At 71.5% G+C, this 21,032-nt stretch carries 20 protein-coding genes; 8 read left to right on the forward strand and 12 right to left on the reverse strand.

The window, feature by feature from the left end; all coding sequences use genetic code 11:
- Positions 1 to 75: 75 nt before the first annotated feature.
- Positions 76 to 1,026, reverse strand: coding sequence for an alpha/beta hydrolase (locus tag ACYSUO_RS02405; RefSeq protein WP_461774287.1), 951 nt, complete (start codon positions 1,024 to 1,026; stop codon positions 76 to 78).
- A gap of 191 nt (positions 1,027 to 1,217) precedes the next feature.
- Between ACYSUO_RS02405 and ACYSUO_RS02410 the strand changes: the two genes are divergently transcribed.
- A complete protein-coding gene (locus ACYSUO_RS02410; RefSeq protein ID WP_266717285.1) occupies positions 1,218 to 1,871 on the forward strand; it encodes a TetR/AcrR family transcriptional regulator in 654 nt (217 codons plus the stop codon).
- Positions 1,872 to 1,911: 40 nt separating this feature from the next.
- Here the strand turns inward: ACYSUO_RS02410 and ACYSUO_RS02415 are convergent, their stop codons facing one another.
- The 7 genes from ACYSUO_RS02415 to ACYSUO_RS02445 form a co-directional block, all read right to left on the reverse strand.
- Positions 1,912 to 2,355, reverse strand: a complete 444-nt coding sequence (locus ACYSUO_RS02415) for a nitroreductase family deazaflavin-dependent oxidoreductase (protein ID WP_461774288.1) — start codon at positions 2,353 to 2,355, stop codon at positions 1,912 to 1,914.
- 75 nt (positions 2,356 to 2,430) lie between these two features.
- On the reverse strand, positions 2,431 to 3,081 hold the full coding sequence (locus ACYSUO_RS02420) for an aspartate/glutamate racemase family protein (RefSeq protein WP_461774289.1): 651 nt from the start codon (positions 3,079 to 3,081) through the stop codon (positions 2,431 to 2,433).
- A 44-nt stretch (positions 3,082 to 3,125) separates the two neighbouring features.
- Positions 3,126 to 3,470, reverse strand: coding sequence for a GNAT family N-acetyltransferase (locus tag ACYSUO_RS02425; RefSeq protein ID WP_461774290.1), 345 nt, complete (start codon positions 3,468 to 3,470; stop codon positions 3,126 to 3,128).
- 32 nt (positions 3,471 to 3,502) lie between these two features.
- Complete coding sequence (panD, locus tag ACYSUO_RS02430) at positions 3,503 to 3,925, reverse strand: aspartate 1-decarboxylase (protein WP_461774291.1); 423 nt, start codon at positions 3,923 to 3,925, stop codon at positions 3,503 to 3,505.
- A gap of 187 nt (positions 3,926 to 4,112) precedes the next feature.
- Entirely contained in the window at positions 4,113 to 4,772 is a 660-nt protein-coding gene (locus ACYSUO_RS02435; RefSeq protein WP_461774292.1) for a nucleotidyl transferase AbiEii/AbiGii toxin family protein, read from the reverse strand.
- Positions 4,769 to 5,131, reverse strand: coding sequence for a hypothetical protein (locus ACYSUO_RS02440; RefSeq protein WP_461774293.1), 363 nt, complete (start codon positions 5,129 to 5,131; stop codon positions 4,769 to 4,771). The genes ACYSUO_RS02435 and ACYSUO_RS02440 overlap by 4 nt, the downstream gene beginning before the upstream one ends.
- A gap of 131 nt (positions 5,132 to 5,262) precedes the next feature.
- Complete coding sequence (locus ACYSUO_RS02445) at positions 5,263 to 6,198, reverse strand: LysR family transcriptional regulator (RefSeq protein WP_461774294.1); 936 nt, start codon at positions 6,196 to 6,198, stop codon at positions 5,263 to 5,265.
- Positions 6,199 to 6,270: 72 nt separating this feature from the next.
- Here ACYSUO_RS02445 and ACYSUO_RS02450 point away from each other — a divergent pair, with 72 nt between their 5' ends.
- The 3 genes from ACYSUO_RS02450 to ACYSUO_RS02460 all read left to right on the forward strand — a co-directional run bounded on the left by ACYSUO_RS02450 (position 6,271) and on the right by ACYSUO_RS02460 (position 9,683).
- Positions 6,271 to 6,837: a hypothetical protein gene (locus ACYSUO_RS02450; RefSeq protein WP_461774295.1), complete on the forward strand. Its 567-nt coding sequence runs from the start codon at positions 6,271 to 6,273 to the stop codon at positions 6,835 to 6,837.
- A 10-nt stretch (positions 6,838 to 6,847) separates the two neighbouring features.
- Positions 6,848 to 8,254, forward strand: a complete 1,407-nt coding sequence (locus ACYSUO_RS02455) for an MFS transporter (protein ID WP_461774296.1) — start codon at positions 6,848 to 6,850, stop codon at positions 8,252 to 8,254.
- 169 nt (positions 8,255 to 8,423) lie between these two features.
- Positions 8,424 to 9,683 (forward strand): hypothetical protein, encoded by a 1,260-nt coding sequence (locus ACYSUO_RS02460; protein WP_461774297.1) that lies wholly within the window; start codon positions 8,424 to 8,426, stop codon positions 9,681 to 9,683.
- Here the strand turns inward: ACYSUO_RS02460 and ACYSUO_RS02465 are convergent.
- The gene (locus ACYSUO_RS02465) at positions 9,668 to 10,528 is read right to left on the reverse strand and encodes a fumarylacetoacetate hydrolase family protein (RefSeq protein ID WP_461774298.1); all 861 of its coding nucleotides are present in this window, start codon (positions 10,526 to 10,528) and stop codon (positions 9,668 to 9,670) included. The genes ACYSUO_RS02460 and ACYSUO_RS02465 overlap by 16 nt on opposite strands.
- Positions 10,529 to 10,599: 71 nt before the next feature.
- On the opposite strand from ACYSUO_RS02465, the gene ACYSUO_RS02470 reads away from it, so the two are divergent.
- The 3 genes from ACYSUO_RS02470 to ACYSUO_RS02480 are packed head-to-tail and all read left to right on the forward strand — an operon-like array spanning position 10,600 to position 13,848.
- Positions 10,600 to 11,322 carry a FadR/GntR family transcriptional regulator gene (locus ACYSUO_RS02470; protein WP_461774299.1) on the forward strand — a complete coding sequence of 241 codons (723 nt, stop codon included), beginning with the start codon at positions 10,600 to 10,602 and terminating at the stop codon, positions 11,320 to 11,322.
- Positions 11,323 to 11,345: 23 nt separating this feature from the next.
- Positions 11,346 to 12,596: a DUF3500 domain-containing protein gene (locus ACYSUO_RS02475; protein WP_461774300.1), complete on the forward strand. Its 1,251-nt coding sequence runs from the start codon at positions 11,346 to 11,348 to the stop codon at positions 12,594 to 12,596.
- 16 nt (positions 12,597 to 12,612) lie between these two features.
- Positions 12,613 to 13,848: an MFS transporter gene (locus ACYSUO_RS02480; protein WP_461774301.1), complete on the forward strand. Its 1,236-nt coding sequence runs from the start codon at positions 12,613 to 12,615 to the stop codon at positions 13,846 to 13,848.
- Here ACYSUO_RS02480 and ACYSUO_RS02485 read toward each other — a convergent pair.
- A complete protein-coding gene (locus ACYSUO_RS02485) occupies positions 13,778 to 14,557 on the reverse strand; it encodes an IclR family transcriptional regulator (protein WP_461774302.1) in 780 nt (259 codons plus the stop codon). The two genes, ACYSUO_RS02480 and ACYSUO_RS02485, sit on opposite strands and share 71 nt — an antisense overlap.
- 149 nt (positions 14,558 to 14,706) lie before the next feature.
- On the opposite strand from ACYSUO_RS02485, the gene ACYSUO_RS02490 reads away from it, so the two are divergent.
- The gene (locus ACYSUO_RS02490) at positions 14,707 to 15,900 is read left to right on the forward strand and encodes an FAD-dependent monooxygenase (RefSeq protein WP_461774303.1); all 1,194 of its coding nucleotides are present in this window, start codon (positions 14,707 to 14,709) and stop codon (positions 15,898 to 15,900) included.
- Between the two features lie 232 nt (positions 15,901 to 16,132).
- On the opposite strand, the gene ACYSUO_RS02495 is transcribed toward ACYSUO_RS02490, so the two are convergent.
- Positions 16,133 to 18,895 (reverse strand): helix-turn-helix transcriptional regulator, encoded by a 2,763-nt coding sequence (locus tag ACYSUO_RS02495; RefSeq protein ID WP_461774304.1) that lies wholly within the window; start codon positions 18,893 to 18,895, stop codon positions 16,133 to 16,135.
- Between the two features lie 147 nt (positions 18,896 to 19,042).
- Positions 19,043 to 20,932 carry an ABC transporter ATP-binding protein gene (locus tag ACYSUO_RS02500; protein WP_461774305.1) on the reverse strand — a complete coding sequence of 630 codons (1,890 nt, stop codon included), beginning with the start codon at positions 20,930 to 20,932 and terminating at the stop codon, positions 19,043 to 19,045.
- Between the last annotated feature and the right edge of the window lie 100 nt (positions 20,933 to 21,032).

The raw sequence follows: 21,032 nt of genomic DNA on the forward strand, positions 1-21,032 counted from the left end.
CTGTCTCCTCCTCCATAGGTCCGTGATCACGTTGAGGCGGGTGCTGCGCGACAGGCCCGTCGCGCAGCACCTCGTTCAGTCCGCCAGGGCCGCACCGAGGAACTCGCGGATCTCCGTGCGGGCGGCCTCGGCCTGCGGTTCCATGCCCGGCAGGGAGAGGAACGCATGCTTCGCCCCCGGGTATTCGGTGAGCCTCACGGGTGTCCCGGCCTCCCGCAGTCGTTCGGCGTAGCGACGGCCGTGGTCGGCCACCGCGTCCTGGGTCGGCACCACCACGAGCGCCGGCGCGAGTCCGCCCAGGTCGTCCGCGTACAGGGGCGAGTACGCGCGGGCGTCGATCCCCGGCGGGACGGACAGCCGCCTCAGGAACCGCAGTTGCGGCAGGGCGCGGGTCGGGCTGTACGCGTACTCGGCCGTCGAGGGGTGGTCCTCCATCGTGTCGGTCACGTCGACCGCGGGATTGACGAGCACCTGCGCCCTGAGCCCCAGACCGGCCTCGCGGGCCCGGATCGCGCTCAGGGCACTGATCAGCCCGCCGAAACTCTCGCCGAAGACGGCCGTGCGCGCCGGGTCGACGCCCCACTGCTCGTGGTGCCGCACCACGTCCCAGCCGTCTTCGGCGGCATGCGGGAGGGGGCTGTCCTGGGCGACGAGGCGGTGCTCGACCGAGACGACGACCGCGGGGAGCCGGGCGGCGAGGTGGCTGTTGACCCAGTCGCACTGCACCGCCGTGCCCACGAAGCCTCCTCCGTGCACATGGATCACGAGCGGCAGATCGACTCGGACGTCGGCCTCCGCGTCCCGCGTCGCCGCCGGCCGGTACACCCGGACGGGCAGGTCGCGGCCCGGCAGCGGCACGCTCCGCCAGTCGACGACCGCCCCGGGGTCCGACTCGCCGAGGACCGCCCGAGCCGTGCGGGACGCCCTGAAGCGGTTCTCCGCCTCGCGGTAGGCGACCAGTTCCTCGTTGGTGATCGCCGAGAAGTCCGGCTCCGGCGGCCGCTCCACAGCAGTGGTCCCACTCATGTCCCGTCTCCCCTTCGTCTGTTCGCTGCTCCCGATCGGGAGGCCCGACCGGGAGGCCCGGTCGGGCATGCGTCCTCAGTATGCACGCGGTGCGTGCACAACCAAGTGCATTGCTGAGAACTACGCTCAGTGCAGTGCCGGGTGCATGGCCATGTGCATGAGCTAGGCTCGGCCAGGACGAGAGGGGAAAAATGGCAGCCCGAAGGCGCTGGTCGACCGAGGAGATCCTGGACACGGCGGCGGAGCTGCTGCGCACGAGCGACGCCGAGTCGTTCAGTGTGCGCAAGCTCGCCGGCGCTCTCGGGACGGACTCCTCCAGCCTGTACCGGCACTTCCGCAACAAGACGGAGCTGCTGCGCGCGGTCGCCGACCGCATCCTCGCGGCCGCGATGGAGGGCTACCGCCCGGAGGGTGACTGGAAGCAGCGCATCACGGCGACGGCCCTGCGCCTGCGGGAGTCCTTCGGGGAGCACCCTCAACTCGCCGCGGTCTGGGGGCGCTACGCGTCCGGGGGTGCCGGCTCCCGACTGGTCATGGAAGAGGTACTACAGGCCTTGCGGACCTCGGGCCTGCCCGATGAGGAGATTCCGGCCCGCTACCACCGGATCGTGATCCTCGTCGCCTCGCTGATCGCCTCCGAGGCGGGCATCGGCAGCCTCACCCCCGGCGAGTACGAGCAGGGCATGGAGCAGTTCCGGGTCGCGGTGCTGGGTGCCGACCCCGAGCGCTTCCCCGCCCTGGCCCACTTCGCCCGCGAGATCCGCCCCCTCGGGGCCGACCGCGGTGCGGCGTTCGACGAGATCCTCGCCGCCCACCTCGCCCGGATCGAGGCGGCGATTCCCTGACGCGGGCGGGGTGGCGGCGAGTGAGGACCGGGGCCGGCCCTCAGCCGTCGGTGCGGCGCAGCCGTACGACGGGAATGTCGCGGCTCGTCTTCTTCTGGTAGTCCGCGTACTGCGGGAACAGTTCCACCAGCGAGTCCCACACGCGCGCCTTGTCCTGCGGCGACAGGGTCTCGGCGCGCGCCGTGAACCGCTCGGTCTCGACGCGCAGCCGTACATCGGGGTTGGCCTGAAGGTTCAGGTACCACTCCGGGTGCCGGTCCGAGCCGCCGTACGAGGCCACGATCAGGTAGTCGTCGCCGTCCCTGCCGTAGATCAGGACGGTGCGACGCCACTGGCCGCTCTTGCGGCCCTCGTAGTCGAGGAGCAGGCACGGCACACCCTGCATGGTGGTGCCCTTGGTGCCGCCGGACTCCTCGTAGGTGCGGGCCTGCTCGGCGACCCAGCCGGTGGGGCTGATGACGACGTCGGTGTCGGGGTCGGTCATGCGGACTGCCTCCTGGTTCGGGGAGCCGGCCGGTCGTCCCGGCGGGCTCCCGGGTTCCGGGTAACTCCCTTCAACCTAAGCGCTCTTGGCGCTCGCGCATTCCGTGGCGGCGGCGCCGAGTCCGGGGCGCGGGCTGGAGAGCACGGGCAGGGTGGTGTGGGAGCGCTCGGCGGCGTCGGTCAGGGAGGCCTGGGCGAGGACGATCACGTCGGCCCCGGCGATGCCGTCGATGGCGGTGGCGACGAGCGCGAGATACCCGTCCCGGTCCCCGGCGAGGAACAGGTCCCAGGCGCCCTCGACGAACACGGTCCGCACGTCCACCGCGCGCCCGGCCCGCCGGGCCTCCTCCTCGACCAGGTCCAGGGTCGGCCCGAAGGTGCTGCGCACCGTGGCGACCACGGCGATCCGCTCCCCCTCTGCGACGGCCCGCGCGGCCATCGGCCGGTCCACACGCAGCACGGGCACGCCGACGTCGGCGGCGAGATCCTCCGCGACGGCGCCGAGCGTGGAGCACGTGCACAGCACGGCGTCCGCCCCGTCGGCGACGGCCGCCGCCAGCAGCTCCCGGACCTCGTCGGTGACGGCCTCGGGCCCCTCGGCGCCGGCCCGCACGAGCAGTTCCTCGCGTACGACGTGACGCAGTTCCAGGCCCGGGTGGTCGGCGTCGCGCAGGGCGTCAAAGACCGGCACGTGGACGGGCGAGGTGTGCACGAGCGTCAGGTTCATGGCCGGCACCCTACGCGCGGATGATCACCGCGCGCAGGGCCGTCTCACCACTTGTCGGGGTCAACCTCGAGGGCGGCCTTCGCGGCGAGCAGCAGGTCGGCGGAGGCCTCGGGGGCCTCGCCGGGGTGCCGCTCGGCCCACCGGACGACGAACGGGCACAGCGGCGCCACGGCCATCGGCTCGGCGGCGGCGATGGCGTACAGCTCGCGGGTGAGCGAGCCCGCGATCCCCTTGCCCTCGTGCGCCGGCTCCACGACGGTGTGCACCGGGACGAGGGCCCGCTCGGGTTCGTCAAGGACGAAGTACTGGATGCGGCCGACGACTTCGCCGCCGGAGCGGGCCTGCAGCAGCCCGTGCTCGCGGTCGTCGCGGATCTCGATGTCGCTCATGGGCTCTCCTGCGTCGTGGGCGGAGCGGTGTCTCAGCCCGCGGGTACCGCGTGCGGGCCGCGTGTCACCTCGCCGCCGGGCAGTGGCGCGGAGGCGTCGGCGCCGAGCGCCACGATCCGGTTGTCCCGGTCGACGTGCACGATGTTCGGCCGCAGGGCACGCGCCTCGGCGTCCTCGACCTGACAGTAACCAATGATGATCACGAGGTCGCCGGGATGCACGAGGTGGGCGGCCGCCCCGTTGATCCCGATGACACCGGACCCGCGCTCGCCCTCGATGACGTACGTCTCCAGGCGGGCGCCGTTGTCGATGTCGACGATGTGCACGAGCTCGCCGGGCAGCAGATCGGCGGCGTCGAGCAGTTCGGCGTCGATGGTCACGGAGCCGACGTAGTGCAGGTCGGCGTGGGTGACAGTGGCGCGATGGATCTTGGACTTGAGCATGGTGCGCAGCATCAAGGCACTCCTCAACTTCGGCTCCCTGCCCGCGTTTTTGCAGGTCAAGGGCTGTCCGGACAGCTTACAACGCGTCGCGGATCCGGTAAGGCCTCACCAGGTTGTTCAGGACTCACAGCGACCAGTCGGCAACAGCCGAGCCGAGCCCACCGGTCGGCGAGCCGTTGAAGGGCGCGACGACTGCCTCTCAGGCGTTCTCATCATGGATCCGCGCGGCCAGATCCTCCGCCCACTCCAGCGCCCACGCCTTGAGTTCTTCGGTCTGCGCGGAGGTGAGGCCGTACGCGGTGTAGTCCTCGTCCTCGTACCAGTCCGCGCCGGTGAGCCGGTCCCGCAGGTCTTCTAGGCTGAACTCGTCGCGGGCGCGACGGCGGCCCAGGGACTCGAGGTCGGCTGTGGAGCGGTGGCGAGAGGCAGCCTGGACATCGATGAGGTCGCGGACGGTGCCGCGGTCGGCGAGGGCACGGACCTTCGTGCCGATCACGTCATCGAGCGAAAGAACGGGTCCGTAGGGGGTCTGGGCAGGCGGAGCCCAGAACGCCTCCTTCAGGACGTCGACCTCGCACTCCTCGCCGGTATCCCGATCGGTGACGAGAAACCGACCGCTGAGCGGGTCGGTCTGGACGTGCGTCGTCCGCCAGCCGCGCGCGCCGAGGCCCGCTGTGAGCGAGGCGACGATCTCCTGCATCGGAGCGGGGTTCTCGGTGGCGACGTCGAGGTCACGGCTGAAGCGTTCGACCAGGCCGTGGGCCTGCACTGCGTATCCGCCGGTGAGGACCAGGGGGTAGAGGGAGCCGAGGTCGAGGATGTCGGCGAGGAGTCGCTCGTGGAGCGGAGTGAGCTTCACGAAGCGGTCGTGTCGGCCGGAGCGGTGCGGAGCAGCTCGGGGAAGGCGTCCTCCCAGACCTCGCGGATGCAGGAACTGATCAAGCGCCGCAGCACGGGCCACTGATCGGTGAGCAGCCGGTGGTGCAGGAGGGTCACCAGGTCCTCATTCAGCCCTTCGGCGAGGACGGTTCGATAGAGCGTCATGCGGGACTTCGGACGGTCCAGGCTGTAGCTCGTCCGCCCGGACCAGACGATGTGGAGCGGCAGATCCACGTTCCCCTCGATGGGGCCGGCCAGCTCCTGCAAGCGCCCGGGCAGTCGGCTGCGGTAGCGGTCCCGCAGCACCTCGGCGCGGGGGGCGGTGGTCTCCCTGTCCATACATCCAGTATCGCTGCTGGGAGGCGGCGGCATGGCGGATACCGGGTTCCTGTCGTACGTACGAGTCGGCTACATCACCGGCAGGGCGACCGACCTGGTCGTCGCGGCGGGTTGCCGGACGCGTCCCGGGTTCACAAGGCGGCATTGTCGTGCGCGCCCGCCGGGACGAGCTGCGCCGCGGACGCCTTGATCAGGTCGAGGGCCTGTGCCACCACCGGGTGTCGGGCGCCGCCCTTGCGGGTGGCGGCGAGGATGCGGCGGGCGGGGGCGGGTTCGCCGGAGAGGGGGACGCGGGCCACGGGCCATTCGGTGTTGATGCGGGCGAGGCGCGGCACGAGGATCACGCCCAGACCGTGCGCCACCATCGCCGTGCCGGTGTCCCACTCGTCGGACTGGTGGCCCATGTCGGGCATGAACCCGGCGGCCATGCACGCGGTGACCAGCAGGTCGTGGTACGTGGTGCCGGGTGTGCCCACGATCCAGGTCTCGCGGGCCGCGTCCGCGAGGACGACACGCTCGCGCGCGGCCAGCGGATGGTCGGCCGGGACGACCAGGTCCAGCGGGTCGTCGAGGAGCGGCTGCTGCTCGAAGCGCTCGTCGGTCAGCGGCGGCGAGTCGGCCGTCACGACGACCAGGCCGAGGTCCGCCTCGCCGGTGAGCAGCAGCTCGAAGCAGCGCGCCGGCTCCGCCTCCACCAACCGCACGCGGAGCTGCGGATGCCGCTCGCGCAGGGTCGCGGCGGTGGACGGCAGCAGCCGCGTGGCGGCCGTCGAGAAGCCGCAGAGCGTGAACGAGCCGGTCTGCACGTCGGCCATCGCCGCGAGGTCGCTGCGCGCCCGCTCCCACTGCGCCTCGAGGACGGCCGCGTGCTGGAGCAGCGTACGGGCGGCGGCGGTCAGCTTGATACCCCGGCCAGCGGGCTCCAGGAGCGCCACGCCGACCTGCTCGGCCAGCTGCCTCAGCTGGTACGAGACCGTCGACGGCTTGAGCCCCGCGGCCTCCGCGGCCGCGGTCACGCCGCCGTGCGCCTCGACCAGCTGCAGCACCTTGAGCTTGGGATCGATCATTCGACCATCTTGCACGGTCCCATGCAAGATCGTGTAATTGTGTCGATGAGTTACCGGTGACACCCTGCGGTGGTGTTGTTCCGCTTCATCGCCCGGGCCACGGCAGGCCTGTTTCTCGCAGTCGTTCCCGCAGTCCTGATCGCTTCGGAGCAGAGCGCTCCGGCCGTCGTCTGCTGTATCCCGTTGTGCGTTCTCGTGTGCTCCGCGCTCGCGCGGCCGCTCGCCGCGGAGTGCGGCAGCCGCCCCGTCCAATTCGCGGGTCTGACCAGCCTGTTGGCGAGCCTTTCCGTGGTGTCGTTGACGGCCGGGCAGTGGTCGGCCGGGATGTCGGTCTGGCCGACCGTGGCCGCCTCCGTGTTCGCCGGATTCGGTCACGGTCTCGCCCGCGGCGTGCGCTCACCCGCCGCCTCCTACCTGAGCCTCGGCCTGCCGGTCGTCGCCACGGGGCTGCTCACGCTCGTGTGTTCGGCGGCGACGGCGACGGCCCTGGTGGCCTCGGTGATGGCGCTGCTCGTCTTTCCGGCGACCGGCGCAGCCCTCGGGACCGGCCACGCCGGGCGCCGCCCGGAGCGACGCATTCATTGGATCGACCTGAACCACCTGTGCGGGAATCCCACCCGCAGTACCGCGCAATTCTGAGGAGTAGTACGTGCCAGCCGCGCACACCGTTTCCGAGCTTCCCGACACCAAGGCGGGCCCGGCCGACGAGACATTGGTGACCGACCCCAAGGTGACCAGGCGGGCCGTCGGCGCCGCAGCCATCGGAAACATCACCGAGTGGTTCGACTTCGGCGTCTTCGCCAATCTGACCCCGGTACTCACCGCGGTGTTCTTCACGGGCGCGAGCCCGGCCGTCGGCACGATCGGAACCCTCGGCCTCTTCGCGGTCGCCTTCCTGGTGCGCCCGATCGGCGGCATGTTCTTCGGCCCGCTCGGCGACCGCATCGGCCGCACCAAGGTGCTGTCGATCACGGTCATCATGATGGCCGTCGGCACGTTCGTGATCGCGTTCATCCCCGGCTACGAGACATGGGGCCCCGCCGCCCCGCTGCTGATGCTGCTCGCCCGCCTCGTGCAGGGCTTCTCGACCGGCGGCGAGTACGGCGGCGCGATGACGTTCATCGCCGAGTACGCCCCCGACAAGAAGCGCGGGTTCCTCGGCAGCTGGCTGGAGTTCGGCACGCTGACCGGCTATCTCCTCGGCGGCGTCGCCGGCCTGGTCATCCAGCTGCCGGGCGTCATGTCGCACGAGGACCTGCTGTCCTGGGGCTGGCGCATTCCATTCCTGATCTCCGGGCCGATCGGCATCATCGGGCTCTACCTCCGCCTGAAGCTGGAGGACACCCCCGCGTTCAAGGCCGCCGTGGCCGAGCAGCAGGGCCGTGAGGGCAATCAGACCCTCAAGGAGATCCGCCGGGTCTTCACCGACCACTGGCGGCCCATGCTGATCTGCATGGGCCTGGTGCTCGTCTTCAACGTCACCAACTACATGCTCACGACGTACATGCTGGAGTACATCGACAAGTTCGCCCCGTCGGTGAGCCCGACCTGGGCGCAGCTCCTGGAGATCTCGGTCCTCGCCGTCGGCATGCTGCTCATCACCTTCGTCGGCCGGCTCTCGGACCGCATCGGTCGCAAGCCGGTGCTGTACTTCGGCTGCGGCATGCTGATCGTGCTCGGCATACCTTCCGTGCTGCTGATCCAGCAGAACACCCTGATGTCGGTCTTCTCCGGCCTGGTGCTGATGTCGCTGATGCTGCTCTGCTTCAACAGCACCATCCCCTCCACGCTCCCGGCGCTGTTCCCGACGGACATCCGCTACGGCGGTCTGTCGATCGCGTTCAACCTCTCGGTCTCGCTGTTCGGTGGCACGACCGCCGTCGTCAACGCCCTTCTGGTGGAGGCCACCGGCGACGTCAACGTGCCCGGCTACTACCTGATGGCGGCGGGCGCGATCGGCGCCGTCGCCGCCTACTTCGCGGCGGAGTCCGCGGGGCGGCCGCTGCCGGGTTCGGCCCCGGCGGTGGAGGCCCCAGCGGTCGAGGCCCGCGCCTGAGACACGTCGTGCTGTCACCACCCCGGTCACATCTGTTGAAACCTGTGTGACCGGGGTTTTGACGTTGTCCGGATGATGTCGCGGGGCTGTCACAGAGGAACAGTTCCGCGCATCGCTGTGCCTACGGTGTGGGTGTACCGGACAGCAATCCCCCACGGAATGGACAGCAGTGACTCGGCACACCACCTCCCGCCGCTTGCTCTTGGGCGTCTCCGCCTCCGCCCTCCTCACTGCCGCGTGCTCGCCGTCGTCCGACACCAAATCGTCGGGCTCGAAGACCTCGCCGTCGCAGTCGCCGTCGGTCGAGGGCAAGGCGGCCGCGGCCGAGGGCAAGGCACCGGGAGCCGCACCCGACGGCGCCCTCGGTGTGAACTTCAACGAGGACCCCGCGGGCCTCGGCGCCGCCCAACTGCAGGCGCTCTCGGCCACCTGGGTGCGCGGCTTCGTCCCGATCACGCCGGGCGATCTCGAAGGTGACGTCACGCAACAGCGCGCCATCAGGGCGCTCCTGACCGCGCACGGTGACGGCCGCAGGACGATCCTCTCGCTCAAGTTCCCCTACGCACTGGGACCCACGAAGGGCCCGCTCCCCGCGCCGGGCAGCACCGAGCTGAAGGAGCTGCTGGCTCTCGTGGACCGGGTACTGGCCGCCGTGCTCGGCAAGGTCGACATCCTCACGATCGGCAACGAGCCGTTCCTGGAGACACTGCCGGAAGAGCGCAACAAGACGCTCAACGTGTTCTACGAGACGCTGGCCCGCCACGTCATCGAGTACCGGGGGCAGCACGGCGGCGCGGGCTCCGGGACCAGCCTCTACATGGGCGCGCTCAACAACCTCGACGACCCGGCGGGCCGCACGCCCGCGACCGAGCGGTGGCTGCGGTTCGTCAACAAGACGCCCGAGCTCGCCGGCGTCGACATCCACCCGCACGTCACGTCGCTGCAGAACGCCGCCAAGTTCTTCAACTACGTGGTGCCGACCCTGCGTTCGGACCAGAAGTTCCTCGCCACGGAGTTCTCCCTGGTGCAGTTCTGGAAGGAGCACATGCACGACCCGGTGTCCCCGGCGTTCGCCAAGCGCTACGACGTGGACCCTGCCCGAAAGGTCTGGCAGGTGATCGGGGACGCCATCCAGCAGCCGTTCCCGCAGGCGAAGTGGGACGACTTCGTCTCCATGACCCAGTGGTTCGACAACAGCAGGAACTACCTCACCGAGCAGATGAAGGCGTTCCGCGACACCGGGAAACTGGCGGTGGCGACCTACGGGGGCCTGCAGATCGAGTCAATGGCCTCGGGCTGGGACGACAAGAAGACGCCGTGGATCCTCAACCCCCTGTACGCCAACCGGACCGTGCGGCCGGGCGAGGGCGGCACACTCGGCCGCAACGTCTGGTTCGACCAGTTCAAGGCCCTTCAGAAGCCCGCCTGACGCTGGTCGTTGGCCACCACCGTGTTGCGCAGCCGCCCGAGGCGTTCCACCTCCACCTCCACCACGTCGCCGGGGTGGAGCAGCCACGGGGGCGTGCGGGCGTAGCCGACACCGGAAGGCGTGCCGGTGGCCAGCAGGTCACCGGGTCGGAGGGTGAACGTCCGGGAGATGTGGGCGAGCGTGTCACCGACGCCGTACACCATCTCGTCGGTGCGGCCGTCCTGGACGATTTCCCCGTTCACCCGAGTGACCACGCGCAACCCTTCGCGCAGGTCGCCGACTTCGGCGGCCGGGACCATCGGGCCGAGGGGGCCCGAGTTGTCGCCGTTCTTGCCGAGGATCCACTGCGAGGTGAGCTTCTGGGCGCGGCGCGAGGTGAGGTCGTTGAACGTGGAGTAGCCGACGACCGCGGCCAGCGCCTCCTCGGGGGTGGCGTCCACGAGCGGCGCCCCGACCCACGCGACGACCTCGCCCTCCCAGTCCAGGCCGTCCTCGCCGGACGGGACGGGGACCTCGGCGCCGTCGACGGTCAGTGACTGCGTCCAGCGGGCGAACAGCGTGGGGTGCTCGGGCAGTTCCTGGTCGCGGAAGGTGCCCTCCGCCACGTGCTTCAGGTAGTTGAGCCCGATGCAGATGACGCGGGCGTCGGGGCGCACCGGAGGTACGAAGGTCACGGTCGAGGCCGCGAGCGTCGGTCCGTCGGCACCTGCGGCGAGGCTCCCGGAGGGGTCGGACCAGAACTCCTCCAGTGGGGCCAGCACGGTCACCTCCCGCCCGCTGTCGGAGAGTTGGGCCACGTCCGTGCCCCTGTCCGAGCCCGGCTGCCGGATACCCACTATGCGCATGCGCTGCTCCTACATCGGAGGAAACCTCCAATCCCTTTAAAGGTTCGGAGGTTTGTGCTTCGATGGCGACTATGCCTGACGAACCAGCGGCCCGACAAGCGGTCATCGGCGGCCTGGGCGCCGCGCCCCGCCGTACGCGCGCCGAGCAGCTCGCCGCCGACCTCGACGTCCGGATCCGCGCACTCGGCCTCGGCGCCGGCGAACCGGTGGGCACCCTCGACTCCCTGCGGGAGGAGACGGGTTACGCCTATTCGACGGTCAGCGAGGCGGTGCGGATCCTGCGGGATCGCGGGGTGATTCAGATCCGTCCCGGCCGGGGCGGCGGCCTCTTCGTCGCGGACCGGGGCCCGGTGGTGCGCCTGCGCCACACCCTGCTCGACGTACGGGACGAGCCGGAGACGGTCGCCGACGCCATCGAACTCCGCGACCACCTTGAGGTGTTGGTCGACATCGGCGCCGCCCGCTGCCGCACCGAAGCGGACGTCGCCGAGCTGCGTACGCTCCTGGACGGGATGCGCGCGGCGCCGGACTGGGACGCGTTCATGCGGGCCAACTGGGCGCTGCACGAACGGATCGCCGCGATCTGCCCCAACCGGATGGCCGCCGCCGTCTACACCGGCACGCTCGGCCACCTCAACGCCTCCGCCTCCTCCCGGCTCGACGACGACGCGGAGGCCTCGCAGCGGTACCGGGCCGAGCGGTGCGCGGCACACGAGGACCTCGTCGAGGCCATCGCCGCGGGCGACGAGTCCGCCGTACGCGCGGCCGTGGCCCGCCACAACACGACCAGCTAGGGCCCGTCCGGGAGGAACGCCTCATGTCATCCGCCGCGTACCGCGAGTACCTCTTTCCGCCGGACCACCCGCGCATCCAGGAGCTCAAGGGCCTCGGCCCGTACGCCTATCGGGAGGTCGCGCGGGCCGAGGGCACCTTCACGGGTGAGCTGATCCGCGGCTGGACGCCGCTCTACAAGAACGACTTCCGGGGCATCACGGAGGACGGCTCGCTGCGCGAGGGCCTCCACCCCCTCGAACCGGCGAAGCCGGGCGAAGAGGCACCTGTCGGCGACATGGTCTCCGCGGCAAGGGAGTTGCTCGACACACTGGATGCGGAGAGCCGGGACCGGATCTGCCACGCGGTGGACGCGGTGGAGTGGCAGACATGGGCCAACCCGGAGTTCATGCAGTTCGACACGGGTCTGCGGCTCGAGTTCCAGCCGCCCGAGGTGCGCCGCGCGGCGCTCGCCCTCGTACGGGAGTCCCTCAGCGCGGAGGGGTACGACGAGGTCCGCACGATGATGCGGATCAACGGCTTCCTCGGTGAGGTCGTCGACCTCGAGAACATCCTGGGCGAGTTCAGCTACAACATCGCCCTGTACGGCACTCCCGACGAGCACGCCCCGTGGGGCTGGCAGCTGTTCGGCCACCACTGCGCCGTCAACTGCCTTTTGGTGGAGGGCCGTTCGACCGTCGGCCCGGTCTTCCTCGGTGCGGAGCCCAACGAGATCGACGCCGGGCCGCACGCCGGGACGACCGCGTTCACCGAACGTATCTCGCTGGGCCTACAGGTCATGGCGGCACTCACCCCCGAACTGCGCGCCGCAGCCACCGTGTACGAGCGGATGGTCGATCCGGGGATGCCGGAGGGCCGGGTGCACCCCGGCGACGAGCGGCATCTGGCCGGCGCCTTCCAGGACAACCGCGTGATCCCTTTCGAGGGAGTCCGTGTGCGTGAAATGCCGTCCGCCGCACGCGAGTTGGCAATGGCGACTGTGGAGGAGTTCCTCAATCTCCTGCCGCCCGGGCCCCGCGCCGCGCGGCTACGGGAGGTGCGCGCGCACATTGACGACACTTGGTTCTCCTGGATCGGCGGCCACGGCCCCGACGACGTCTTCTACTACCGCGTCCAGTCCCCGGTGGTCATCGCCGAACTCGACCACCACTGCGGGGTGTTCCTCGACTACGACTCCCCCAAGCCGTTCCACGTCCACACCGTGCTGCGCACGCCGCACGGCAACGACTACGGCCGGAGTTGGGTGCGGCAGTGGCAACAGGGGCGTCACCGGTGACCGAGGAGGACGCGCGATGACACGCACCACTGGCGCACGTGCGGCCACGGCCCTCGGTCTGGCCATGCTCTGCATCGAGGGGTACGACCTCTTCATCCTCGGCGCGGTCGGTCCCTCCCTCCTCAACCACCCCGGCTGGGACGTCACCAAGTCCACGCTCGGCCTGCTGGGCAGCCTCACCGCGCTCGGCATGCCCATCGGTTCCGTCGCGGCGGGCTGGGCCGGGGACCTGTACGGGCGGCGGCTCCCGATGGTCATCAGTCTGGCCTGGCTCTCCGTCTGGATGCTGCTGAGCGCGGTCGCCGGGACGCTCGGCCTCTTCGCCGCGACCCGCTTCGCCACCGGCATCGGCCTGGGGGCGCTCATCCCGCTGGTCACCGCGTACGTGAGCGAATCGGCGACACCCGGGCGCCGCAACCTCCAAGTCGGCACCGCGCTGACCGGCCTCGCCTTCGGCGGCATCATCACGGGTGTCCTCGGCCGCGCGCTGCTGCCCGCGTGGGACTTCCACTCCCTGTTCCTGTTCGGTGTCTTCCCGCTCGTGCTCATACCGGTGGTGTGGCGGCTCGTCCCGGCATCGGCGCCGTCGGCGACCGGTGAGGGGCGGGCCGCCTCCGCCAACCGTCTGGGCGAGATCCTCGTCGCCGAACACCGCAGGGCCACCCTTCTCTTCTGGGCAGCCACCTTCACCGGCCTCGTCCTCGTCTACGGCGCGGGCACGTGGCTGCCGACCCTGATGGTCAAGAGCGGCTACGACCTCAGCTCGTCCCTGGAGTTCTCCATCGCGTTCAACGCTGGCGCGGTGCTGGGCACGCTGGCCGCCGTTCTGTTCGCCGACCGCGGTTTCCTCAAGGCCGCCACGGTGGCGAGTTTCGTCCTCGCCGCACTCGCGATGATCACGCTGAGCACTCCGCAACCCCGCCCCGTGCTGCTGGTCGCGTCCGCGGTCGCGGGGCTCGGCGCCCTGGGCACGCAGAACCTGGTCAACATAGCCGTCGCCCATTACTACCCGCCCCACCTGCGCGGCACCGGCCTCGGGTTCAGTCTCGGGGTCGGCCGCATCGGCGCCGTGGTGGGCCCCAGCTACCTGGGCGCGGTCACCGTCCTGTTCGCCTGGCCCAAGGCCGGCTTCTACGCGTTCGTGGTCCCGGCGCTGCTGGGGGCGGGGCTCGCGGCGATGTTCAAGGGCACCTCACGCCGTTCTGAGGCCGCCACCCCAGCCCGCGCGACACCGCGAGCCCGCTGGCGATGACCGCGGGCCGCACCGCCCGCAGATCCGCCGTGCCCGCTCGTACGACGACGCCGAGCGCGGCGACCACCGCACCGTCGGCGTCGAGGACGCGGGTGGCCACGGAGTCCACGCCGGGCGAGGTCTCCCCGTACACCGTGGCCGCCCCGCTCTCGCGCACCTCGGCGAGCTCGGCGCGCAGCCGTTCGGGCTCGGTGAGCGTCCGCGGAGTCGGCGCGGGGAGCCCGTCCCGTACCAGTACGTCGATGAGTTCGGGTGCCGCGTGGGCGAGCAGCACCTTGCCGACGCCCGAGCTGTGCAGGGGCAGCCGCCCGCCGGGCCGGAACTCGACGTCGACCGCGCGTTCCGCCGAGAGCCGCTCGACGAGCACCGCCGACGTACCGTCGAGGACCGCGATCTGCACGTGCTGACGCAACGCGGCGTGCAGATCCTCCATGTACGGCAGCGCGACCGTGCGCAGTGGCAGGCTCAGCGGCGCCAGCGTGCCCAGCTCCCACATCCGGATCCCCACCGTGAACGTGCCGTCCCGCGCCCGGTCGAGGGCGCCGGCCTCGACGAGCTCGAGGGCGAGCCGACGCACCGAGGCGTGCGGAAGTCCGGTGGCCCGGGTCAACTCGGCCAGCGTGAGCCGGGATCGGCCGGCACGGAAGGCGAAGAGGACGTCGAGCAGGCGCGCGCTCACGCTGCGCCCTGGCTGCCCGGTACGGGACATCCGCCCCCTCCTTCTCCTTCTGCGCATGGGTAGTTGACGCCGATGTTCGCTCAATGAACATAGCGGTTACGCAGGTTGGCGCGGAGGGCGAGGATCCCCAGGGTGCCGCGAGGACAACGACGTACGCGGCGGAGTCCAGGAGGAAGCCAGTGCGCAACAGGCAGCAGACAGGGCCTCGGATCGCGATCGTGGGCGGCGGCATCGGCGGCATGGCGGCCGCGGCGTTCCTCCATCGCGCGGGGCTGACCGTGACCGTCCACGAGCAGGCGGCCGCGCTCACCGAGGTCGGCGCGGGCCTGGTGCTCGCGCCGAACGCGGTGCGGCCGCTGCGCGCGCTGGGCGTGGCGGAGTCCGCGCTGCGCCGGGCCGTACCGCTGGACTGGGGCTGGGAGTTCCGCCGCTGGGAGGACGGCACGGTGCTGTCCGCGGAGCGCCTCGACGGGGTGTGCGAGCGCCTCTACGGGGAGCGCACGTACACCGCGCACCGCGCCCACCTGCTCGACGCCCTCAGGTCGGCGGTGCCGGACGATGCGGTGCGGCTCGGGGCGCGCTGCACGTCCGTCGAACCGCGTGCCGACGGCATACGCCTGACCTTCGCCGACGGCACCCGCACCGACGCCGACCTGGTGATCGGTGCGGACGGCATGCACTCCCTCGTCCGCGAGACGGTCGCGGAACCGGAACGCCCCCGCTTCTCGGGCCTGTGCGCGTTCCGCACGGTGGTCCCCGCCGCGGCGGCCCCCGAGTTCGCCCTGCGCCGCGCCCAGACTCTCTGGCTCGGGCCCGGCCGCCACTTCGTGCACTATCCGATCTCCGGCGGCGCGGGCGTGAACGTGGTTGCGTTCGCCCCGGCGACGGACGGGACGGAGGAGTCGTGGAGCGCGACGGCCACGGTCGAGGAGTTCCACGCGGAGTTCGCCGACTGGGACGAGCGGGTGACCACACTCATCAAGTCCGGTTCCGTTCCCGGTCGTTGGGCCCTGTACGACCGCCCGCCACTCCCCTCGTGGACCCTCGGCCGCATGACCCTGCTGGGTGACGCCGCGCATGCGATGTTCCCGTTCTACGGCCAGGGGGCCGCGCAGGCACTGGAGGACGCGGCGGTCCTGACCCGCTGCCTCGCCACCGACCCGGATGCCCCGGACCGGGCCCTCGCCCGCTACGAGTCGGAGCGCATCCCCCGCACCACCCGCCTCCAACAGGCGAGCCACTCCCGCGCCGACACCAACCACCTGCCGGACGGCCCGGAGCAGCGGGCGCGGGATACGGCGCTCGGGGAAGCGGATCCGTTGGTGGGAAGTGGGTGGATCTACGGGTACGACGCGTCGGTGGCCGCGGGCTGACCTGCGCTGTTGCCGCGTCTACACCGATCGGCGTAGGCCCGGATCCCCGATCCCAGGGTTTTCCCCGTGGCCCAGGGGTCCGGCCGGGTCCATCGTGGAGACACGAAAGCACACGGGGGCTTTCGACACGGGGGACCCTACGGGGGAACAACGGGGATCCCACGGGGGACAACGGGGGACTGGGGGTGTCCGGCGCGGGCACCCCCACTGTCTGTGTGCACATCAGGGGTTGTCAGGGGTGTGCCGATTCGCTGAGCAGGCGTACGAGTTGGGCCCGTCGGTGCACCCCGTCCAGTTTTCGGTAGATGTTGCCGAGGTGGAACTCGACCGTCTTGACGCTGAGGAAGAGCTGTTCCGCCGCTTCGTGGTTGGTGACTCCGCGGCCGACCGCCAGGGCCACGCGGAGTTCTTGGGGGGTCAGGCCGTCCAGTGGTGTGGGGCCCGAGTCGACGCGGTCGCCGCCCGCGGCGTGGAGTTCGGCGGCGGCGCGGCCCGCCCAGCCGGCCGCGCCGAGGCGTTCGAAGGTGGCGAGGGCGCGCTGCAGCCGGCGGCGGGCCTCGCTGCGGCGGCCGAGTCGGCGCAGGAGCTCGCCGCACGCGAAGTCGGTCCGGCCCCGCTCGAACGGGGCCTGGATGTCGCCGAGTTCGGCCAGGGCCCGGTCCATGTGCCGCTCGACGTAAGCCGGTTCGAGCATGCCCCGGCAGCGGGCAGCAGCAGCGGCGGTGATGGGGCGCCTGCCCCGGCCCGCCTCGTGGTCCAGGACACGAAGCACCTCGTACGCCTCGTCGGTGCGGTGCAGATGGACGTAGGCCTCGGCGAGGTCGGCGGCCCAGGAGAGATAGAGGCCGTCGCCGCGGCCGTTGGCGAGGGAGAAGGCGCGTACCTCTTCCAGGTGTCCCGCCGCGTCTTCGTAGCGCCCGAGGCCGAGTTCGAGAAGGCCGAGCGCGCCACGTGCGCGTGCCGCGTCCATGGGGAGTTCGGCGGCCGCGGCCAGGGAGCGGCACTGCGCCTCGTGACGGCGGCAGTCCGCCTCCCTGCCCAGGACCGCCTCGGTGCGGGCCTGCGCCGCCAGTGCGCGGCACACCTCGATGACCCGTCCTGTGTCCTCGCCGAGGCGTGCGGATTCGTCGGCGTGGGCGAGCGAGGCGTTCCACTCGCCGCGCCAGAACTCGATGACGGAGAGCGTGCCGAGGAGGTGGGCGAGGAGGCCGACCGTGCTGGAGGAGCGGGCCGCGTGCACCGCGCGGTCGAGGAGCGCGTGGCCCTGGTCCAGCTCCTCCGTGGCCAGGTAGCACAGGCCCCCGACGCCGGAGACCGGGTAGGGGAAGGACAGGTCCGGTACGGCCAGGGGCTTTTCGAGGTCGTGGAGCAGGGCGCGGCCGTCCGCCGCGTTGCCGCCCAGGAGTTCGACCAGCGCGTGCAGGAGGCGTACCGGCAGGGCCGCCGCCGCGTCACCGAAGGCGTCCGCGAGCTGCATCGATTCGGCGGACGTGGCACGGGCCGCCGTGAGGTCGCCGATGGCGAGTTCCGTGAGGGTGATGCCGCCGAGCATGACGGCGGCGAGCGCGGGGTCGACGCGGCGGGCCTCGTCGACGGCGGAACGCAGCTGCTCGCGCGCGCGGGCGGGGCGGCCGCGCTGGATGTCCACGTAGCAGAGCAGTTGGCGCAGTTCCAGGCGGGTGCGTTCGTGGGCGGCGTGGTCGAGGGCGTGGTCCAGGAGGTCGGCGGCCTCGTCGAGCGAACCCGCGGCCTGGGCGGCGCGGGCGGCGGCGAGCAGGCGGCGCGCCTTGCCCTCGTCGTCGGGGGTGAAGCGGGCGGCGTGGGCGTACAGGCGGGCGGCGAGCGGGAAGGTGAGGCTGGCCGGGCCGCCGGAGGCCGCCTTCGCGAGCGCGGCGGCGACCTCTTCGTCCGGGTCGGCGCCCGATTCGGACAGGTGCCAGGCGTAGCGTTCGAGCGCGGCGGGGGCGCGGGCACCCTGGAGGGCCCGCGCGACGGTGCGGTGGGCGCGCCAGCGGCGGACGGCGGTCGCGCCGTGGTAGACGCCGGAGCGGACGAGCGGGTGGCGGAAGACGTACGCGCCTCCCTCGACGGTCATCAGTCCGGCCCGCTCGGCCGGTTCGAGGTCCGCGTAGGTCAACTCGTGTGCGCGCAGCACCCGTTCGGTTCCGGCGAGCGGGCGGGGGCCGAGGACCGCGAGCAGCAGCATGGCGTCCCGGGTGGGGGCGGGGAGCCGGGTGATGGCGCTGTGGAAAGTGCGGGCGAGGATGTCGCCGATGGGCAGCGGGGCGCCGCTGTCGGGGCGGTGGCCGCCGTGGGCGATCAGGGCGGGGAGTTCGACGAGGGCGAGCGGGTTGCCGCGGGCCTCGGACAGCAGCCATTGGACGTCGTGCGGCGGCAGCGGCTCACCGGCCTCCTCGGCGACTAGTTCGCGGGCCGCCCCGGCATCGAGACCCCGGAGGCTGAGTGACTCCACGGGCGCGAGGCGGGAGGCGGTCTCGTCGGTGTCACGGGTGGCGAAGAGGGCGACCACGCCCTCGCGGCCCAGGCGGCGGGTCGCGAAGGCGAGGGCGTCCAGGGAGTACGGGTCGAGCCACTGGGTGTCGTCGACGACGACAAGGACAGGACCGGACTCGCTGATCGCGCCCAACAGGCTGAGCGTTCCGGCGGCGACCGCGAACCGGTCCTGCGCGACGGCGGGGCCCAGGGCGAGGGCGCCGGTGAGGGCCGCGGCCTGCCGTTCCGGGATGCGGTCGAGGTGGTCGGTGACCGGCCGGAACAGGTCCGCGAGCCCCACGTACGGCAGTTCGCTCTCCGACTCGATGCCCTGCGTGTGCAGCCGCGTGAGGTCACGGGCGACGGATTCGGCGTAGCCGAGCAGGCTGGTCTTCCCGATGCCCGCCTCGCCACGGACGACCAGGGCGGCGCTGTGACCGGTGCGCGCGCCGTCGACGAGGTCCGCGAGGCGCGCGCATTCCGCTGTGCGACCTACCAGCATGCGGTCAGGGTAACCCGCGGTCACGTTGCGGTGTGAGTGGTCAACTGGCCGTTGGCGCGGGTGGGTTGGGAACTTTCAGCCCCGCTCTGGGACGGGAGCCGGCGGAGCCCCGAGACCGCAACCACGGTGACCGTGGCACCCCCCCCCTCACGCCGCCTCCACAACCTCCGCTCCCCCGAACTGCGTCCGGTACAGCTCCTCGTACCGGCCACCCCGCACCACGAGCTCCTCGTGCGTCCCCCGCTCCACCACTCGCCCTTCCTCCACCACGAGGATCTGGTCGGCGGAGCGGATCGTCGAAAGCCGGTGGGCGATGACCACGGCCGTACGCCCCTCCAGCGCCTCGGCGAGAGCCTCCTGCACGGCCGCCTCCGACGTGTTGTCCAGGTGGGCGGTGGCCTCGTCGAGGATGACGACGCGCTGGCGGGCGAGGAGCAGCCGGGCGATGGTCATGCGCTGGCGTTCGCCGCCGGAGAGCCGGTAGCCGCGTTCGCCGACGACCGTGTCCAGGCCGTCCGGCAGGTCGCGGACGAGCGCGTCGAGGCGGGCGCGCGTCAGCACGTCCCACAGGTCGGCCTCGCTCGCCTCGGGGCGGGCGAGCAGCAGGTTCGCGCGGATGCTGTCGTGGAAGAGGTGTCCGTCCTGCGTGACCATGCCGAGCGTGGCGCGCAGCGAGACGGCGCTGGCGTCGCGTACGTCGAGGCCGCCGATGCGGACGGCCCCGCCATCGGTGTCGTAGAGCCGCGGCAGCAGCGACGCGATGGTCGACTTGCCGGCTCCGGAGGAGCCGACGAGCGCCACCGTCTGGCCGGGTTCGGCCCGGAAGGAGACGCCGTGCAGCACCTCGGCGCCGCCGCGTGTGTCGAGCGAGGCGACCTCTTCCAGCGAGGCCAGTGACACCTTGTCGGCGGACGGGTAGCCGAAGCGGACGTCGTCGAACTCGACGGCGACCGGGCCCTCCGGGATCGCGCGGGCGTCGGGCTTCTCGTCGATGAGCGGCTTGAGGTCGAGCACCTCGAAGACCCGCTCGAAGCTGACGAGCGCGCTCATCACCTCGACGCGGGCGCCGGCGAGCGAGGTGAGCGGCGCGTACAGGCGGGTCAGCAGCAGAGCCAGGGAGACGACCGCGCCGGCCTTCAGGCTGCCGGTCAGCGCGAAGTAGCCGCCGAGGCCGTACACGAGCGCCAGCGCGAGGGCGGAGACAAGGGTGAGCGCGGTGATGAACGCCGACTGCGCCATGGCGGTGCGGACGCCGATGTCGCGCACCCGGCGGGCGCGCTCCGCGAACTCGGCCGACTCGTCGCCTGGCCGTCCGAACAGCTTGATCAGCGTGGCGCCGGGCGCGGAGAACCGCTCGGTCATCCGCGTCCCCATGGCCGCGTTGTGCGCGGCGGCCTCGCGCTGGAGGCGGGCCATGCGGGAGCCCATGCGGCGCGCGGGCAGCACGAAGACCGGCAGGAGGAGAAGAGCGAGCAGTGTGATCTGCCAGGACAGCGTCAGCATGACGGCCAGGGTCAGGATCAGTGTGACCACGTTGCCGACCACACCCGACAGTGTGTTGCTGAAGGCGCGCTGCGCGCCGATGACGTCGTTGTTGAGGCGGCTGACCAGGGCTCCCGTGCGGGTCCTGGTGAAGAAGGCGACGGGCATGCGCTGTACGTGGTCGAAGACGGCCGTCCGCAGGTCGAGGATGAGGCTTTCGCCGAGGTTCGCCGAGAGCCAGCGGGCCAGCAGCCCGATACCCGCCTCTGCGACCGCGATGACCGCGATGAGGAGGGCGAGGCGAATGACGCGGCCCTCGTCGTGGCCGCCCACGATCGCGTTGACGACCGTGCCCGCGAGCATCGGCGTCGCCACGGCGAGCAGCGCGGTCAGGATGCTCAGGAACACGAACTGGACGATGCGCCGCCGGTGCGGCCGGGCGAATTCGGCGATCCTGCGAAGGGTCGCGCGGGCGAAGGGACGGCCCTTGGGCCCGCCGTCCTGGGCGTTCATGACGCTGTGCAGCTGCGTCCAGGCTGTGGTCTCCATGCTCATGTCGATGACGGTATGACCTCAACCAATCTTGAGGTCAAGAGCGGAGACCGCGAACGGGGCCGAACGTGGACCGACACCCCGGTCGCACCTCTTGACCCTC

The organism is Streptomyces sp. UC4497, assembly GCF_054871485.1.

Excerpts from the sequence above, each read along its gene's own strand:
- ACYSUO_RS02475 (WP_461774300.1), top strand. The coding sequence starts at position 11,346 with ATGTCATCCGCCGCGTACCGCGAGTACCTCTTTCCGCCGGACCACCCG.
- ACYSUO_RS02480 (WP_461774301.1), top strand. The coding sequence starts at position 12,613 with ATGACACGCACCACTGGCGCACGTGCGGCCACGGCCCTCGGTCTGGCC.
- ACYSUO_RS02410 (WP_266717285.1), top strand. The coding sequence starts at position 1,218 with ATGGCAGCCCGAAGGCGCTGGTCGACCGAGGAGATCCTGGACACGGCG.
- ACYSUO_RS02415 (WP_461774288.1), bottom strand. The coding sequence starts at position 2,355 with ATGACCGACCCCGACACCGACGTCGTCATCAGCCCCACCGGCTGGGTC.
- ACYSUO_RS02495 (WP_461774304.1), bottom strand. The coding sequence starts at position 18,895 with ATGCTGGTAGGTCGCACAGCGGAATGCGCGCGCCTCGCGGACCTCGTC.
- ACYSUO_RS02465 (WP_461774298.1), bottom strand. The coding sequence starts at position 10,528 with ATGCGCATAGTGGGTATCCGGCAGCCGGGCTCGGACAGGGGCACGGAC.
- ACYSUO_RS02425 (WP_461774290.1), bottom strand. The coding sequence starts at position 3,470 with ATGAGCGACATCGAGATCCGCGACGACCGCGAGCACGGGCTGCTGCAG.
- ACYSUO_RS02420 (WP_461774289.1), bottom strand. The coding sequence starts at position 3,081 with ATGAACCTGACGCTCGTGCACACCTCGCCCGTCCACGTGCCGGTCTTT.
- ACYSUO_RS02445 (WP_461774294.1), bottom strand. The coding sequence starts at position 6,198 with ATGATCGATCCCAAGCTCAAGGTGCTGCAGCTGGTCGAGGCGCACGGC.
- ACYSUO_RS02470 (WP_461774299.1), top strand. The coding sequence starts at position 10,600 with ATGCCTGACGAACCAGCGGCCCGACAAGCGGTCATCGGCGGCCTGGGC.
- ACYSUO_RS02440 (WP_461774293.1), bottom strand. The coding sequence starts at position 5,131 with ATGGACAGGGAGACCACCGCCCCCCGCGCCGAGGTGCTGCGGGACCGC.
- ACYSUO_RS02500 (WP_461774305.1), bottom strand. The coding sequence starts at position 20,932 with ATGAGCATGGAGACCACAGCCTGGACGCAGCTGCACAGCGTCATGAAC.
- ACYSUO_RS02405 (WP_461774287.1), bottom strand. The coding sequence starts at position 1,026 with ATGAGTGGGACCACTGCTGTGGAGCGGCCGCCGGAGCCGGACTTCTCG.
- ACYSUO_RS02485 (WP_461774302.1), bottom strand. The coding sequence starts at position 14,557 with ATGTCCCGTACCGGGCAGCCAGGGCGCAGCGTGAGCGCGCGCCTGCTC.
- panD (WP_461774291.1), bottom strand. The coding sequence starts at position 3,925 with ATGCTGCGCACCATGCTCAAGTCCAAGATCCATCGCGCCACTGTCACC.